Annotated in this window: 15 protein-coding genes and 1 pseudogene; 12 read left to right on the top strand and 4 right to left on the bottom strand. The window is 61.6% G+C overall.

Annotated features, from left to right (window positions below):
• Positions 1 to 564 (top strand): NUDIX hydrolase, encoded by a 564-nt coding sequence (locus AC07VG_RS32130; RefSeq protein WP_495022478.1) that lies wholly within the window; start codon positions 1 to 3, stop codon positions 562 to 564.
• 6 nt (positions 565 to 570) lie between these two features.
• Here the strand turns inward: AC07VG_RS32130 and AC07VG_RS32125 are convergent, their stop codons facing one another.
• Entirely contained in the window at positions 571 to 864 is a 294-nt protein-coding gene (locus tag AC07VG_RS32125) for a DUF1330 domain-containing protein (RefSeq protein ID WP_495001693.1), read from the bottom strand.
• 75 nt (positions 865 to 939) lie between these two features.
• Between AC07VG_RS32125 and ribBA the strand changes: the two genes are divergently transcribed.
• The 6 genes from ribBA to AC07VG_RS32095 all read left to right on the top strand — a co-directional run bounded on the left by ribBA (position 940) and on the right by AC07VG_RS32095 (position 7,179).
• Positions 940 to 2,052 (top strand): bifunctional 3,4-dihydroxy-2-butanone-4-phosphate synthase/GTP cyclohydrolase II, encoded by a 1,113-nt coding sequence (ribBA, locus tag AC07VG_RS32120; protein ID WP_495001692.1) that lies wholly within the window; start codon positions 940 to 942, stop codon positions 2,050 to 2,052.
• A gap of 466 nt (positions 2,053 to 2,518) precedes the next feature.
• The gene (locus AC07VG_RS32115; RefSeq protein ID WP_495001691.1) at positions 2,519 to 3,544 is read left to right on the top strand and encodes an ABC transporter substrate-binding protein; all 1,026 of its coding nucleotides are present in this window, start codon (positions 2,519 to 2,521) and stop codon (positions 3,542 to 3,544) included.
• The gene (locus AC07VG_RS32110) at positions 3,541 to 4,485 is read left to right on the top strand and encodes an ABC transporter permease (RefSeq protein WP_495001787.1); all 945 of its coding nucleotides are present in this window, start codon (positions 3,541 to 3,543) and stop codon (positions 4,483 to 4,485) included. The genes AC07VG_RS32115 and AC07VG_RS32110 overlap by 4 nt, the downstream gene beginning before the upstream one ends.
• A 6-nt stretch (positions 4,486 to 4,491) precedes the next feature.
• Positions 4,492 to 5,301, top strand: a complete 810-nt coding sequence (locus AC07VG_RS32105) for an ABC transporter permease (RefSeq protein WP_248796337.1) — start codon at positions 4,492 to 4,494, stop codon at positions 5,299 to 5,301.
• Positions 5,302 to 5,318: 17 nt separating this feature from the next.
• A complete protein-coding gene (locus AC07VG_RS32100; RefSeq protein ID WP_495001690.1) occupies positions 5,319 to 6,473 on the top strand; it encodes an ABC transporter ATP-binding protein in 1,155 nt (384 codons plus the stop codon).
• A 70-nt stretch (positions 6,474 to 6,543) separates the two neighbouring features.
• Complete coding sequence (locus tag AC07VG_RS32095) at positions 6,544 to 7,179, top strand: START domain-containing protein (RefSeq protein WP_495001689.1); 636 nt, start codon at positions 6,544 to 6,546, stop codon at positions 7,177 to 7,179.
• Here AC07VG_RS32095 and AC07VG_RS32090 read toward each other — a convergent pair whose 3' ends face one another.
• A complete protein-coding gene (locus AC07VG_RS32090) occupies positions 7,180 to 8,172 on the bottom strand; it encodes an HNH endonuclease family protein (RefSeq protein ID WP_495022477.1) in 993 nt (330 codons plus the stop codon).
• Positions 8,173 to 8,175: 3 nt separating this feature from the next.
• Complete coding sequence (locus tag AC07VG_RS32085; protein ID WP_495001687.1) at positions 8,176 to 9,498, bottom strand: AAA family ATPase; 1,323 nt, start codon at positions 9,496 to 9,498, stop codon at positions 8,176 to 8,178.
• Between the two features lie 1,264 nt (positions 9,499 to 10,762).
• Between AC07VG_RS32085 and AC07VG_RS32080 the strand changes: the two are divergent.
• From AC07VG_RS32080 to AC07VG_RS32060, 5 genes and pseudogenes are all read left to right on the top strand, one after another.
• Positions 10,763 to 11,017, top strand: a pseudogene (locus AC07VG_RS32080) (cupin domain-containing protein); the annotation flags it as partial.
• 146 nt (positions 11,018 to 11,163) lie between these two features.
• The gene (locus AC07VG_RS32075; protein WP_495022476.1) at positions 11,164 to 12,669 is read left to right on the top strand and encodes an efflux transporter outer membrane subunit; all 1,506 of its coding nucleotides are present in this window, start codon (positions 11,164 to 11,166) and stop codon (positions 12,667 to 12,669) included.
• 4 nt (positions 12,670 to 12,673) lie between these two features.
• The gene (locus AC07VG_RS32070; protein ID WP_495022475.1) at positions 12,674 to 13,864 is read left to right on the top strand and encodes an HlyD family secretion protein; all 1,191 of its coding nucleotides are present in this window, start codon (positions 12,674 to 12,676) and stop codon (positions 13,862 to 13,864) included.
• Between the two features lie 10 nt (positions 13,865 to 13,874).
• Entirely contained in the window at positions 13,875 to 15,395 is a 1,521-nt protein-coding gene (locus tag AC07VG_RS32065; RefSeq protein WP_495022474.1) for an MFS transporter, read from the top strand.
• 46 nt (positions 15,396 to 15,441) lie between these two features.
• Positions 15,442 to 16,560: an FAD-dependent monooxygenase gene (locus tag AC07VG_RS32060; RefSeq protein WP_495022473.1), complete on the top strand. Its 1,119-nt coding sequence runs from the start codon at positions 15,442 to 15,444 to the stop codon at positions 16,558 to 16,560.
• 62 nt (positions 16,561 to 16,622) lie between these two features.
• Here AC07VG_RS32060 and AC07VG_RS32055 read toward each other — a convergent pair.
• The coding region (locus AC07VG_RS32055; protein ID WP_495022472.1) for an isochorismatase family protein at positions 16,623 to 17,042 on the bottom strand (420 nt) is incomplete at its 5' end.

The raw sequence follows: 17,042 nt of genomic DNA, 5'->3' as shown, positions 1-17,042 counted from the left end.
ATGTCCAGCCCACGCTTCTGCCCGCAGTGCGGCGCTGCCGACCTCGGCCGGCAAGTGCCGCCGGGCGACAGCCATGAACGCCTGATGTGCGGGGGCTGCGGCTACATTCACTACGTCAATCCGAAAATCATCGCCGGCTGCATCATCGAACGCGACGGCCAGTACCTGCTGTGCCAACGGGCGATCCCGCCACGGCCCGGCACCTGGACCCTGCCGGCGGGTTTCATGGAAGCGGGCGAGACCACCGAGCAGGCGGCCCTGCGCGAAGTCTGGGAAGAGAGCGGCGTGCGCGCGGAAATCCTCTCGCCCTACTCGATCTTCAGCGTGCCGAAAATCAGCGAGGTGTACATCATCTTCCGCGCCATCGCGCTGGAGATCACCGGCCAGTTCGGGCCGGAAACCCTGGACTACCAATTCTTCGCGCCCGAGGATATTCCTTGGGACAGCATCTACTACCCGGCGATCCGGCAGATCCTCGAACGCTACATCGAGGAACGCCAGGCCGGGGTCTACGGCATCTACATCGGCAACGACGACAGCGGCAAGATTCACTTTATCCGCTGAGCGCCTTCAGGGCGCCATCCCCTCGACAATGATCACTTCAGCCCGCGCCGCGCCTTCGCGGTGTCCGCGCGCCTCCTGATATTGCGCCGAACGATAGCAGGCCAGCGCCTGATCGTAGGAATCGAACTCGATCACCACATTGCGCTGTGGCGTTTCCCGCCCCTCCAACGCCTCGGCGCGTCCGCCCCGTGCCAGCAGGCGTCCGCCGTAAAGGGCAAATACCGCTGGCGCGCGGCGGGTGTACTCGGTGTATTGCTCGGCGTCCGTGACATCCACATGGGCAATCCAGTAAGCCTTCATCAATGACCTCATTGCGGGTTTATTTTGTATTATGGTATACCATAATCCACACTTTCATACAAAGCGAGCACCGGCATGGCCTTTGACCGTATCCAGGACATCATCGACGACTACCGCCAGGGCAAGATGGTCCTGCTGGTGGACGACGAAGATCGCGAAAACGAAGGCGACCTGCTGATCGCCGCCGACTGCTGCAACGCCCAGGCTATCAGCTTCATGGCCCGTGAGGCGCGCGGGCTGATCTGCCTGACCCTGACCGACGAGCATTGCCGGCGCCTGGGCCTGGAACAGATGGTGCCGAGTAACGGCAGTGCGTTCAGCACCGCCTTCACCGTGTCCATCGAGGCCGCCCACGGCGTGACCACCGGTATTTCCGCCGCCGACCGCGCCCGCACCGTCGAAGCCGCGGTGGCCGCCGATGCCCGCGCCGAAGACCTGGTACAACCCGGGCATATTTTCCCCCTGCGTGCCCGTGAAGGCGGCGTGCTGACTCGCGCCGGGCACACCGAGGCCGGCTGCGACCTGGCGCGCCTGGCCGGCTTTACCCCGGCCTCGGTGATCGTCGAAGTGATGAACGATGACGGCAGCATGGCCCGACGTCCGGACCTGGAAGTGTTTGCGCGTCAACACGGCCTCCGGATCGGCACCATCGCCGACCTGATTCACTACCGCCTCAGCACCGAACACACAGTGCTGCGGATCGGTGAACGGGAACTGCCGACGGTGCACGGCACCTTCCGCCTGATCACCTTCGAGGACCGCATTGAAGGCGGCGTGCACATGGCCATGGTGATGGGCGATATCCGCCGCGATACCCCGACGCTGGTGCGGGTTCACGTCATCGATCCGCTGCGTGACCTGGTCGGCGCCGAGTACCACGGGCCGAGCAACTGGACGCTGTGGGCCGCGCTGCAACGGGTCGCCGAGGAAGGCTGTGGCGTCGTGGTGGTGCTGGCCAACCATGAATCGTCCCAGGCCCTGCTTGAACGTGTACCGCAACTGACCCGGCCGCCGCGCCAATACAGCCGTTCGCAATCGCGGATCTATTCGGAGATCGGCACCGGGGCACAGATACTGCAGGACCTCGGTGTCGGCCAACTGCGCCACCTCGGGCCGCCGCTCAAATATGCCGGGCTGACCGGCTACGATCTGCAGGTGGTGGAGAGCATCCCCTTCCCGCAACCCTGAGACCACCGTCACCCTGTGGGAGCGCCGGTCGACGCTCGATTGCCAGCAATGAGGACCGCGAGTCTTGCACTGACTGTCCAGACGTCATCGCCGGCAAGCCGGCTCCCACATTAGGCCCTGGTGCACAGCAAGATAGCGTCACCCCCGCCCCCCCTGTAGGAGCTGGCTTGCCAGCGATGAGGACCGCGAGTCTTGCATCGACTGTCCAGACATCATCGCCGGCAAGCCGGCTCCCACAAAAAAGCGTCAAGGCCGGATCACCGGTAAGGCAAAGTGCTTGCAGAAAGTTTGGAATACCATAATATGATATTCCGTAGACCGGAGATATTTGCCAAGTGCCCCCGACAGGGAAAGCACAAGAAAATGCCCTTGGCACGGTCGCCTTAACAGGCCCCGATGGACCTACTGCTCCCGATAGGCGGGCATCAACAACCCGCTCAAAAACACAACAAATGAGGGCGTGAAAATGGTGTTGAACAAAGCTGCAAGCGCGACATTGCTCGCGGGTTTCCTGGCAATCGGCAGTTCCTTCGCCATGGCCGCCGACAGCGTCAACTTCGTCAGTTGGGGCGGCAGCACCCAGGACGCGCAGAAACAGGCCTGGGCCGACCCGTTCAGCAAGGCCAGCGGCATCACCGTGGTCCAGGACGGTCCGACCGACTACGGCAAGCTCAAGGCCATGGTCGAAAGCGGTAACGTGCAGTGGGACGTGGTCGACGTCGAAGCCGACTTCGCCCTGCGCGCCGCCGCCGAAGGCCTGCTCGAACCGCTGGACTTCAGCCAGATCCAACGCGACAAGATCGACCCGCGCTTCGTCTCCGACCACGGCGTCGGTTCGTTCTACTTCTCCTTCGTACTCGGCTACAACGAAGGCAAGCTGGGCGCCGGCAAGCCGCAGGAGTGGAGCGCGCTGTTCGACACCAAGACCTACCCGGGCAAACGTGCCCTGTACAAATGGCCGAGCCCCGGCGTGCTGGAGCTGGCCCTGCTGGCCGACGGCGTCCCCTCCGACAAGCTCTACCCGCTGGACCTGGATCGCGCCTTCAAGAAACTCGACACCATCAAGAAAGACATCGTCTGGTGGGGCGGTGGCGCGCAATCTCAGCAACTGCTGGCCTCCGGTGAAGCCAGTCTCGGCCAGTTCTGGAACGGTCGGATCTACGCCCTGCAGCAGGACGGCGCACCAGTGGGTGTGAGCTGGAAACAGAACCTGGTCATGGCCGACATCCTGGTCGTGCCTAAAGGCTCCAAAAACAAGGCGGCGGCCATGAAGTTCCTGGCCAACGCCAGCAGCGCCAAGGGCCAGGCCGATTTCTCCAACCTCACCGCCTATGCCCCGGTCAACGTCGACAGCGTCGCGCGCCTGGACTCGGTACTGGCACCGAACCTGCCGACTGCCTACGCTAAGGATCAGATCACCCTCGACTTCGCATACTGGGCCAAGAACGGTCCGGCCATTGCGACACGGTGGAACGAATGGCTGGTCAAATGAAATTGGCGGCCACGCTTTCCCCTGACACCCGTCCGACCGGGAGCGCCCCTGGTGCTGCCGGCCTGGCCAGCAGCAAGGCGGCGGTCATGCAGCAGTCTTCCACGTATGCGCAGCGCTGGCGGGGGGCGGGCAACCTGTTACCCGCCCTGCTGTTCCTCGGCCTGTTTTTCCTCGCGCCGCTGATCGGTCTGTTGCTGCGCGGCGTGCTGGAGCCCACGCCCGGGCTTGAGAACTATCAGCAACTGTTCGCCAACTCGGCCTACGCGCGGGTCCTGCTCAACACCTTTTCGGTGGCCGGGCTGGTCACGCTGTTCAGCCTGTTGCTGGGCTTTCCCCTGGCCTGGGCGATCACCCTGGTGCCGCGTGGCTGGGGCCGCTGGCTGCTGAGTATCGTGCTGCTGTCGATGTGGACCAGCCTGCTGGCGCGGACCTATTCGTGGCTGGTGCTGCTGCAGGCCTCGGGGGTGATCAACAAGGCGTTGATGGCCATGGGCATCATCGACCAGCCACTGGAGATGGTGCACAACCTGACCGGCGTGGTGATCGGCATGAGCTACATCATGATCCCGTTCATCGTTCTGCCGTTGCAGGCGACCATGCAGGCCATCGACCCGATGATCCTGCAGGCCGGCGCCATCTGCGGGGCCAGTCCCTGGCGCAACTTCCTGCGGGTATTTCTGCCGTTGTGCCGGCCGGGGCTGTTTTCCGGCGGGCTGATGGTCTTCGTCATGTCCCTGGGTTACTACGTCACTCCCGCCCTGCTGGGCGGCGCGCAGAACATGATGTTGCCGGAGTTCATCATTCAACAGGTGCAGTCGTTCCTCAACTGGGGCCTGGCCAGCGCCGGTGCCGCCCTGCTGGTGCTGATCACCCTGGTGTTGTTCTACTTCTACCTGAAACTCCAGCCGGAATCCCCGGTTGGCGCCAGTAACGCGAGGTAAGTCGTCATGCTCCTGACTCCCAATGCCATGAGCCGGCGCCTGCGCCTGGGCCTCTACCTGACCACCGGACTGATCGCCCTGTTCCTGCTGCTGCCGATCGTGTTCATTGTCCTGCTGTCGTTCGGCTCCTCGCAGTGGCTGGTGTTTCCGCCGCCGGGCTGGACCCTGAAATGGTACGCCCAGTTCTTTTCCAACCCGGACTGGATGAATGCCGCCCTGGCCAGTTTGAAGGTGGCGATCCTGACCACCTTCTGCGCCGTCGCCCTTGGCCTGCCGACCGCCTTCGCCCTGGTCCGTGGGCGCTTCCCCGGCCGGGAATTGCTCTACGGCCTGTTCACCCTGCCGATGATCGTGCCGCTGGTGATCATCGCCGTGGCGGTGTACGCGCTGTTTCTCAAGCTCGGCTACACCGGGACGCTGTTCGCCTTCGTGGTCAGCCACGTGATCGTCGCCTTGCCCTTCACCATCATCTCGATCATCAACTCGCTGAAGCTGTTCGACCAGTCGATCGAGGATGCCGCGGTGATCTGCGGTGCTTCACGCCTGCAGGCGGTGTTCAAAGTGACTTTCCCGGCGATTCGTCCCGGCATGGTCGCCGGCGCGCTGTTCGCCTTCCTGGTGTCGTGGGATGAAGTGGTGCTGAGCGTGATGATGGCCAGCCCGACCCTGCAAACCTTGCCCGTGAAAATGTGGACCACCCTGCGCCAGGACCTGACCCCGGTGATCGCCGTCGCGTCGACGCTGCTGATCGCCCTGTCGGTGCTGGTGATGGTGCTCGCCGCCGCCCTGCGCCGGCGCAATGAACTGCGCCCCTGAGCGCCCTGGAGTAAAACATGAGTGCCGTGATCAAAGACCCCGCGCAGTCCCACGACCGCCCCCTGGTCAGCTTGCGCAACCTGAACAAGCACTACGGTGACTTCGCCGCCGTGGACAATATTTCCCTGGATATCCAGGAGGGTGAATTCCTCACCTTCCTCGGCTCCAGCGGCTCGGGCAAAAGCACCACCCTGTCGATGCTGGCCGGTTTCGAAACGCCCAGCAGCGGCGAAATCCTGGTGGGCGGACAGTCCCTGGTCAAGGTCCCGCCGCACAAACGCGATATCGGCATGGTGTTCCAGCGTTACTCGCTGTTCCCCCACCTGTCGGTACGCGACAACATCGCCTTCCCGCTGACCCTGCGCAAGCTCAGCAGCGCCGAACGCGAGCGCCGGGTCGAGGCCATGCTCAAGCTGGTGCAGTTGGAAAGCTTTGCCCATCGACGCCCTTCGCAGCTTTCCGGCGGCCAGCAACAGCGCGTGGCGATTGCCCGGGCGCTGGTCTACGAACCGCGCATCCTGCTGATGGACGAACCCCTCGGTGCCCTGGACAAGAAGCTGCGCGAAGACTTGCAGGATGAGCTGCGCCAGCTGCATCGGCGGCTGGGCATCACCATCGTCTATGTGACCCATGACCAGGAGGAAGCCATGCGCCTGTCCCAGCGCATCGCGATTTTCAGCCATGGCAAGATCGTCGGCCTGGGCAGCGGCTACGACCTCTACCAGAACCCGCCGAACGCCTTTGTCGCCTCGTTCCTCGGCAACTCGAACTTCCTCAAGCTCAAGGCCCGCGGCAACGCCGTGGCGGACTTCGAGGGCCAGGCCCTGGCGATCCGGCCGACTTCCGGGGTGTCCAGCGAGCAGCCGCTGCTGCTGATGGTGCGTCCGGAGAAGGCCCTGGCACTGAGCCTCGAACAGGCCGCCGCCGAACCCTTGCCGGCGGGCTGGAACGAGGTGCCGGCCAAGGTCGGCGAAATGCTCTTCCTCGGCGAAAGCCAGACCTGCAGCGTGGTCACCGACGGCGGCACGGCGATGACGGTCAAGGCGCTGTCGGCCACCGGCATGCCACTCAAGGCCGGCGATCCGCTGCGGGTACGCTGGGCCAGCGCCGATGCCTGCGTCTATACCCAATGGAGCGAAGGCGATTTGAATAAAGCCGCTGGCGCCCATTGAATAAAACCCGGGCCAGGGGTGTTATATCCGGGTAGCCAGGCACAATCGGCCGTGCAACCCGGAGATCCGAATGAACATCCTGTTATCTGCGACCGCGCTGGCCAGTGCCCTCCTCTGCACCTCGACACTGGCGGCGCCCCCGGACTGGCGCCTGGCCAAGGACGAAGACGGCATCCAGGTGTACCTGAGCCACGTCCCGGGCTCGCGCTACCAGAGCTTTCGCGGCGTGACGCGGATCAACGCCGATGTCGGCACCCTGAGCAACCTGCAGGAAAACCTCCGGGTCGCCTGCAAATGGCTGTACGCCTGCGCCGATATGCGCCTGCTGAAAAATGACGGCGACGACACCTGGGTCTATCTGACCACCGCGTTGCCGTGGCCGGCGCAGACCCGCGACATGGTGATTCACGTACACAGTGAGCGCGCCGACGACGGCAGCCTGACCCGGCATCTGGAGGCGGTGCCCGGCTTCGTACCCAGCGTGCCGGGACAGATCCGCGTCAGGCAGATGAAAGGCACCTGGACCCTGCACCCGGAAAGCGACACGCAAACCCGCGTGACCTATGAGCTGCAAGCCGAGCCGGCCGGCGATATCCCGTCCTGGCTGGCCAATCAGTTTGTGATCGATGCACCGATGGTCAGCCTCAGGACCTTGCGCGTGGTGGCCGAGCACCAGGGCCTGCGCAGCGTCGAAACAGCGCCCTAGTCAGGCCTGGAGCCGTACCTTGAAGTCCTCGATCCAGGCCCGGACCATGGCGGAATAAGGCGCCTCGGGCCGGGCCATGCGTTTCATTTCCCCGAGAATCTGGTCCTGGAGGAAGTACAGGCGCTTGGCGATACTGACCAGTTTGGCGGAGGGCGGCGCCTCGGGATCCGGTAAAAGCTCGTCCGCCATCGCCCCCACTTCCAACGCGAGCATTTCCAGGAACTCCAACTGGCGCAGCAGTCGCGTGCGCTCCTGCACCAGGCCCAGCCGGTTCAATCCGTAGACATGAATCGAGACGCTGCCCTTGAGGCTCAAGCCGGCCGCCAAGGCTTCCTCGACGTTGCCATCCAGGGCGGCAGCCATGGGTGGCAGGTCGGCTCCCGTGTGCGGCCTGGGCAGCACCAGGCCGATCAGATTGCTCCGGTCGATATGAAATTTCAGGTGTTCGTCCGGGTTGTCGCGACACGGGTCGAGCAGCAGCGGGTACTCGTCGGCAAAGTCCTGCGTGGCGGACATGACCCGCTGGCCGAGGATCGGGAAGCTGTCTTTCTTGCCGGAAAGCAGCAGGCTGCCCTGGTTGAAACCCTGGCGGTCGTCCCGCAGGGTCAGCAACTTGGCCGACAGCCTGGGGCTGACCTGCTTGCGCTTGCGGTTGCAGTCGATGCAACTGGGCAACAGGTTGTCCCAGTCCATGGCGAGCCACCAATAGCCAGGATGGCTGGCGTCTTCGGACACCGCGCCCTTGGGGCGGTAGTGTTCGACATCCACCGGCGCGGTCGAGGCGAAGAAGCTTTCGCAATAGGCGCATTTGCCGTGGAACAGTGCGTCGAGCTGCTGCTTGACGCTGTCGGCCTTGTACACCGCGAAGGCCGGTGGGCTGCCGTTGGGCGCGGCGAACCAGGCCTTGAACTTTTGCAATTCCTTGGCGGCGGGCGAGTCGGCTCCGGACAGAGCCTCCGGTGCCTTGGCAGTGTTGCGGGTCACGGCGCGCATGCTTCAGATCCCCTCCAGGACCGCGAGGATCCGTTTTTTGGCGTCCTTGCGCAGCTCGCCGAGCTTGAGCGCACTGGCCTGGCGGCGGTTGCGCAGGTATTCCACCACTGCTTCCTGTACCAGCCGCTGGACTTCGCTGGCCCCCACCGGCAAGGCGTCGCTGATATCCCGTTGGAAGCGGCTCCAGGCGTGCTGCTGCGCCTCGCTCAGCGGCTGACCCTGCTCCCGGGCGGCGAGCAGGTCGGCGAACATCGCCAGCTCGCGCTCGGTGTCCGGCTGGTCGGTGGAGGTGAGGCTGAAAAAGTCCGAGGTCAACAATTGCTCGATGGTCAGCTGGCTGACGTTGGGCAGGCGGATCACCTGCTCCACCATCACCGGCCAATCGCTGTCGGGATTGGCCTCGCTGGCGACCCTTTGCATGACGATCACCTCGCCGTCCTGCATGCCGCGCAGGCACAGCGGATCGTGGGTGGTGGCAATGAAGGTGACGTTCGGCAAGGCGCTGCGCAGCGCGCTCATGATCTGGATTTTCCAGCGCGGGTGCAGATGGGCTTCGACCTCGTCGATCAGCACCACGGCCTGGGCAGTTTCCAGGCTGTCGAAGCAGGGATTGATGCGCCGGTTCATCAGGCCCTGGATGATGTCGCAGACCATCGCCAGTACCGAGCGATAGCCTGATGACGCCAGGCTCAGCGGGGTTCGACACAGGGCCTGGCTACCGGCAGCCGCCGTGACGATCAGGCAGCGTTGGTTGGCAAAATCGCGTTCCATGACCTCGAACCCGCCCTCGATGGAGAGGATATCCCGCAAGGCGCGCACCACGCTGTCGAACTCGACCTGCTTGAGACCCAACAGCCATTTCTCCGGGTTGGACAGCAGGGCCGTGGCGTCGAAAAGGTTGATGACCGATTTGCCCGGGCTGTAGCGCCGCACCTGTTTCTGGTATTGGCGGAAGGCGCCGTAGGCAAACACCGGCGGCGCGATGGGCGTACCTGCGGGCCAGTAGCCTGCGCCGGCGATGGTCAGCTCTCGTTGGCTGGCATCCTCGAAGGTAACGGTCACCGTCGCCGAGGTGCATCGCGGGACCTGCCCCGCGCCCAACAGCTCGGGATCGAGGGGCAGCGAGGCAATGTCGACCGGTAGTTGCGCGCGTGCTTCTTCGGTGCAGAGCGCCAGGGCCGTGGCCTCGAGGATGGAGCTTTTGCCGGCGGCGTTTTCACCCAGGATCAGCAGGGCGGGTCGAGTGGGCTTCGAGTTCGGCGCGTGTCCTTCCTGCGCAAGTGGCATCACCAGTTCGAGTTGCTCGATTCCCTTGAAGTTACTCAAGTGAATCGATGCCAGGGGTGAGTGCTCCCGAGGCAAGGATTGCGGCCGTTTCGGCGTTTGTGCGGACGTTTTCACAACCGCGAGTGCCAGTCTGGCTTCAAGTCCTTCACTCCAATATTCAAAACCTGGATTTAGAGCAATGGTGTGAAACGTCCAGTTAATACGACGACGCGAAAGTGCCAGCGGCTGGAGTTTTTCCGGAGAAAGCGCCAAAAGGATACGACGGCACAGCAAGTACCAAAGACCTCCGAACTCCAGTGTGGAAAAGTCAAGGACCGGCGGAAATGACACCTTATCCTCCTCCGCTTGAGGGAGCTCGAAGTTGAACAGCTCATCGAAATATAATTGCAGTCTGCTTCTACGCCGCTCAACCAACTGACTGCGATTGAGCTTGAAGTGGGAGATCGTTTCACGTCCGCGCCCTGTCAGCGCAAATAGCTCACCCGAAAGATCGACAGATAGGTGATTGGCCAGACTGACTCGCTCACAAGGATCGAGCAGGAGGTGATGCTCCTTAAGCGGATAGTCATGCCATGTCCCCAAACTCTCCGCCACATAACCTCTAAGCTGAAGCGCTGTCGGCAAAGGCGCACGTTTGCCCCGAACAGGGAAGTAGTCCGGCCGGTCGGGCCTGCAATCCTTGCATAGGGGATAGATATTCTCCCAGACGCTGCTCAGCCAGACGTAATACAGATGGGCATCTGGCGTTTGCTCGACTGGACTGACACCTGTACCAGGACGAAATCGGTAAGAAAGCGTGGGGACCTTGCTTTCACAGAACGCGCACTTGTCATGAAACAACCGGCTCAGGCTAGCGTGAACGGATGCATCATCCAGATCGAGGATCAACTCTGGAGCCCGAGTCTGTGCCCTCTTCATCTGGGCCGCCTGAAAGTACTTGGCCAGCGCTTCCCTGTTGGCCCTGGCCTCCGGACCTTGCAACAAACTCGGTGGTGGCACGGAACTGCGATCAAAGCGTTGCATGACTCTCTTCCCTAAGCAGTCAGGGGAAAGCCTGTCACCCTCCCCAAAAGCCAACGACTCTAAACGGCCCCTCAGGAAAAGTGGAGCCGTTTGTTTCGATGTTCAACAAGCGTCTATCGACCTGAGGCCAATCGCAAAATGAACTGAAGAGGGCTCAGCGGAGCCCCCTTTGGCAGGAGAGGAATTATCCCACCAGTGGATTAGTCATTTCAGTTTTACCGGGTTTATCCCGGGTCCGGATTGATCAATGATGGTCCCATCACTCCTGAGGAGCCTGACGATGTTATCCATCGCACGTTTGCAGCGCATGAATCACGGCAGTCAGTTCCGAGCTTTCAATCTGCGTGGAGATCAGTTCGCCAAGCCTATCGACCCCTTCCTCGCGGTTGATCATGCCTGGATCAGCGGACCCACCTTTCCACCACACCCACATGCCGGTTTCTCAGCCGTGTCCTATCTGTTTCTTGATTCCGAGACCGGCATTGATAACCGCGACGCGCTGGGCAACCGCAACCTGATTCAACCCGTGTATTGGCAAGGGCCGTTGGCGCTAGCCTCCCCACAAGCATTGGCCGAGGCCGTTGAAGGCTACCGACGTGGTGCGTTCGGAAAGCTGCAACCTCGTTGAATGATCGAAAGAGCCCCAGGTCCAGGGCGTTTCTGAGCCAGAGAATATCGTTCATGAACAGTCCAGAACCACAGGGTACAACGGTTGTTCGATCCCCTCATTGGCTCACCCCACGAGCGTCGTTGGCGATGCTGCTGGTCGTGCTCGGCGGGTGCTCTTTCAATGACCTGAAGCCACAGTCGCGCCTGCTCGCGCCCAGCGATGTCAACGAGACACTCGCCGACAGCACAGTCACGCTGTCCCCGGCAGCCTGGCCTGCTGAAAACTGGTGGGCCAGCTTCAAGGATCCGCAACTCAACGCTCTGATCAAGGAAGCCCTGACGGGCAGCCCTACCCTGCGATCAGCAGCCGCGCGAGTACGACAAGCCAGCGCCCTGGAAACGATCGAAGGGGCTCAGCTACTGCCTCATGTCGACGCAGCGATGAGCACGACCCGCGAGCGCTTCAGCTCCAACGGCACCACACCTTCGCCGGTGAGGGGCACTTGGCAGAACGTCGATCAGGCCACCCTGAATGTGGGTTACGAGCTGGATTTCTGGGGCAAAAATCGTTCGGCTGTCGAGGCAGCCATAGGCCGTCGACATGCACTTGAAGTCGATGAGCATGCGGCGGCACTGATGCTGACTGCATCGATCGTGCAAGCCTACATTGCATTGCAGAACACCTACGAACAAATGGATGTGGCGCAAACACTGTTGGCGCAGCAAGAGCACATCGAAAAACTGACCCGACTGCGATTCGCCGCCGAACTGGATACCCAGATCGACATCAAGCAGTCCCAAGCCTCTCTGCCCGCCAGCAGGGCCAACATTGCCGCGCTGAAGGAGTTGATCGAACTCAACCAGAACAAGCTGGCGTCCTTGCTGGGCAGAGGACCCGACCGCGGACGAACGATTACCAGGCCCCATCTTCACTCCAGCGATACCGTGGCGCTGCCGACCAACCTTCCAGCCGAGTTGATAGGGCATCGCCCGGACGTCGTTGCGCAACGTTGGCGCGTCGAAGCCTCGGGTCATGAAATCGATGTGGCAAAAGCTCGCTTCTATCCCGACGTTAACCTGACGGCTTTCATCGGCCTGCAAAGTCTTGGCTTCGATACCTTCAGCGAACACAGCAGCCGCATACTGGGATTCGCCCCCGCGATCAGCCTGCCGATCTTCGAGGGCGGTCGATTGCGTGGGAACCTGGGCGCCCAGGACGCGGCTTACGACTTGGCCGTCGAGAACTACAACCAGACGGTCATCGATGCCCTGCGCGATATCGCCGACCAGCTGTCCTCCCTGCGCTGGATAAAAGAACGTCTGGCCCAGCAGCATGAAGCAGTAGCCACCGCTCAGGCCGCCGCCGACCTGGTGAACAAACGGTACGCAGCGGGGCTGGCAACCTATCTGCAGGTACTGGCAAGTCAAAACTCGACGTTGACTGAAAAACGCCAACTGGTCGATCTGAAATCGAAAGCGCTATCCCTTCAAGCCAACCTGAGCCTGGCTTTGGGAGGCGGCTACACACCCGAAATCCCTGCTCCCGACAACACCACTTCCTCTTGGGCAGGTAAATGACGCTATGACCACAGATACGCCTTCCCCGGCCACGCCCCCTCAACAACGAACGTCGTACCGTCCCACATTGCTGCTGATCGTGGCCATGGTCCTGCTGGCCGTTGCCCTGGGCGTCGGCTACCTGCTGAGACTGGATTCCGAATCCACGGACGATGCTTATGTCGACGGCAACGTTGTTCAGGTGACCTCACAAGTCAGCGGTACCGTGACGGCAATCGGCGGCGACAACACCGATCAGGTTGACAGCAACTCGCTACTGGTCACCATGAACGCCGTGGATGCCGAAATCCAGTACGAGCGCGCCAAGTCGAACCTGGCCCGCGCGGTTCGTCAGGCCCGTACCCAATACTATCAAGCCCAGCAGCTGCAGGCTGAAGTCGAGCAGCGTCAGAACGACGTGCGCAAGGCCCAGGACGATGCGCGTCGACGCAACCAGCTCGCCGCCAGCGGTGCCGTCTCTCGGGAAGAGATCAGTCACACCGCCGAGGTCTTGAAAAACTCAATCGCAGGACTTGAAGGCAGCAAACACGCCCTCGCCGTGCGGCTCGCGATGGTCGACAACACCACGCTGCGTACTCACCCGGATGTCCTGGTCGCGGCAAGCAACCTGCGCGACGCCTACATCGCCTTGCAGCGCACGCAAATCCATTCACCGGTTGCAGGTGTCATCACCAAACGCAGTGTCCAGGTCGGACAAAGAATCAACCCGGGCGTCGCGCTGATGTCGGTGGTACCCATGGATCAACTCTGGGTCAATGCCAATTTCAAGGAATCGCAGATAGAGCACCTGCGCATTGGCCAACCCGCTGAACTGCGCGCGGATGCCTACAGCCGCAGCGTCATATTCCACGGAACCATTGTCGGCCTGGATGCTGGGACTGGCAGCGCTTTCTCCTTGCTGCCGGCCCAGAACGCGACCGGCAACTGGATCAAGGTGACCCAACGGGTGCCAGTAAGGATCGCCTTGCGCCCGCAGGAAATAGCACAGAACCCGTTGCGCCTGGGGTTGTCCATGCGGGTTACGGTCGATACCTCCGATCGCCATGGCCCGGTCCTGAACAAGACGGTCGCACAGCAACCGATTTACAGCACCGAGATTTTCAAAAACGAACTGCAGGACGCCAATGAAATGGTGGAGCGCGTGATCAGTGCCAATGAAGGCAGTGACCATGACCCCAAAAACCTGAAATTTTGACGGGGCGATCATGTACAGAAAACACGCCGCCCTGTTGTTCACTGTGGGCCTGCTCTGTGCGCTGGAGTTTTTGCAGGCGGGCATGATTGCTTTTGCCTCTGCACCGATTCGCGGCGAAATCGAGGCCAGCCCTGAAGAGTTCAGTCTGGTTACCGCCCTGTATGCCTGTATTGCCGTGGCGGTGATCTCGAAACAGTATTGGCTGATAAAGCGCCTGGGCTGGCGCAACTTCATGCTCGGCTCGATCAGCATTTACGTGCTGGGCGCCTTCGTCTGTGGCGTGAGCATTGATTTGACCAGTTTCACCGTCGGCCGAGTGGTCATGGCCTTGGGTGGGGCCTCATTCATGACCTCGGCACGCCTCATGATCAACCTGCTCCCCCCTGGCCCTGGCCGGTTCACGGGTATCAAGGTATTTGCCACCGGGCTCTCCGGCGGGACGGCCGCGGCGCCTTTTATCTCATCGTGGGTCGTTGCCGAAAACACCTGGCACGCCATCTTCTGGATATTGATTGCCGGCGCTCTGGTCGCCGCAGCACTTTGTGTACGCTTTCTGCCTACCACACCTATCCCAGAGCGGGACCGAACCCCCTCAAGCCTGGCGAGTATTCTTTTATTGTCGGTCAGCAGTTTCTTTCTGTTCTACATATTACAGCGGTCCTACTACGACTTTTATAACGAAACCTTCATCCTCTTCGGCTGCGCACTCTTGGCAGCACTGGGTGTGTACAGCTTCTTCCATGCCGAGCATAACAAGGTAACGCCCTTCCTGAACGTCAGGGACTTGATGCAGCCACGTTACCTCCAGGGCGTGGCGCTGTTTTGCTATGCCTACGTTGTACTGGGCGCCAATAACTACATCTTGCCGTACCTGCTGCAAACGGGACTGGGCTATTCATGGGATACCATTGGTACCTTCCAGGCCATCGGGCTGACTGGCTCCCTGTTCACCTGGGCAATCGTGTCCAATATCATTCCAAAGTACCCTGCCCCGAAGAAGTTCTTCATTCTCGGATTCGTCACCCTGGGTGGCTCTGCCAGCCTGCTGTCCTCGCTGACGCCCAGCGCCAATATGTGGTTGAACATTTTGCCGGCATTGATTCTCAATGGATGCTTTGTGATGTTGGTCCTGCCGACTGCCGCCATGCAAACCTTTCGGGACGTGATGCAAGAGGAGAAGCTGTTCGCGCATGCCTACCAGATCAAAAGCATGATGGGGCAGATCGCCATGGCGATGGGCACCACGGCGGCCACACTGTTTCTGCAATGGCGCAGCACCACGCAATACAACAACCTCAACGTGCATTTCAGCGCCAGCGACCCTCTCTATGTGGAGCAGACTCAACAGCTGGCGCAAGCCTTGTCATCCGAAGTCGGCACCACGACAGCCAATCAAATCTCGGTAGCGATGCACGCACAAATGCTGCAGCAGCAATCGACCCTGGTCGCCAGCCTGGAATACTTTTGGGTCGTGATCGGCGTGGCGCTGATTGCGCTCATCATTTCGGTCATGCAGAAGACCTTCAAATAAACCGGAATACTTTCTCGAACCTTGATGCCATGAGTGCTGACACGCGATGAACGCCACCTCCCCGGAAATCATTATTGTCGGCGGATCCCTTGCCGGCCTCACGCTGGCGCTCGCCTGCGCGGCCAGGGGCGTGTCCGTTCGTGTCGTTGAGCGCTCTGTCGGGCGCGTGCACGGTGGCGATAGCCTGAGCATCGATCTTGACCTGCTCGCGGCGACGGTTGGCCATGATCCGCGTGCCGCGCCCATTTTGCCCGTGGTACCCGCCTATCGCGAACTGACGACCTGGCCAGCGCTTTACAGCTGGCTACGGGAGCGGGCTGTCGCAACACCTGGCATCGTCCTCGAAGAAGGCAAAACCGTCACCTCGGTCGCAGACCTCGGCGATCGGGCACAAATCGCCTTGGCCGACGGAACCCAGCGGGACGCCGCCGCGGTGATCGGGGCGGACGGCTATCGCAGCATCGTTCGCCAGGCGATCACACCGAATGCGCCGCTTGCCAGCTATGCCGGTTATCTCGTGTGGCGTGGGCTGGTCGAGGAGCGAACACTGACACGTCCCGTACCCTGGCCGTCGGATGGCGGCCTATGGATTGAGTTCGTCGGCGGATATCGCCTGGTCGCCGCTGTACTTCCGGGGCGCGACGGCTCGTTGGAGCCAGGTCAGCGGCAAATCACCTTCGCCTGGTTCGATGTGCATCAGGAAGCCTTGCTCCGGCGCACCGGCTGCCTGACCGCCGATGGCCACATCGTCGGCACACTCGGACGCGGCACGATCGATGAAGACGTCAGGTCTGGCTTGGTCGCCCAGGTCCCACGGGTCTGGCCGGCGATGTGGGCCGAGGTGGTGACAGTCGGTGTGCGCTCAGCGAATGTATTGAGCGGTGCTCCGATTGCCGAATACAAGCCGCAGCGGTTGGCACGTGGCGCACTGGCCATCATCGGGGACGCCGCCCACGTTGTGTCACCGATGACCGGGCGCGGCTTTTTGACCGGAGTGGAAGATGCCGCGATGCTGGCGGGAAAGCTCGCAGAGCGAGGTGCAGAAGCATCCATTGCCGCAGTGCTGGCCCGCTATGAAGAAGCACGATTACCCTTCGTCCGCGGGTTGGTCAGCCATTCAAATCGGATCAGCGCCGAATATCTTCGCTATGCGACAGCCAACTGATCCGGGAACCTTCGCGTTGCCCGAAGTGCCATGCGCTTCGAGCAGCGCGACGGGATCGCGGTTTACTGGATGCCAGCACCCAGGGCCGGGAATACATCGGTGAACAACAGGCCAATCAGCTGCTGTCCGATAGGTGTGGACCAATCCTGGCCGATTTCAGCCATGAGCGTATTGGTGGCGGTGAGCACGACGCCGGCATCGTGCATGCGTTGACGGGCAAACTCCTCGGAAAGATCGCTCGGCGAACCCGAAGCATCCATCACGGCCTGTACGGCAAAGCCTTCGAGCGCGGCATCGATTGCCGGAAAGATAAGGCAAACGTCGGTGGTCACACCGGCCATGATCAGATGTTTGCGCCCTGTGGCCAGCACTGCTTTGTGGAAGTCGGCATATTCCCAGGCATTGACCACACCGGGACGCTTGATCCGTGCCGCGTGCGCTTCCGGAAGCACCTTGGCGATTTCCGGGAGAATCGGGCCTTG

The organism is Pseudomonas sp. GW821-FHT03C07, assembly GCF_059420925.1.
This window is presented reverse-complemented; position numbering and strand designations above follow the sequence as displayed.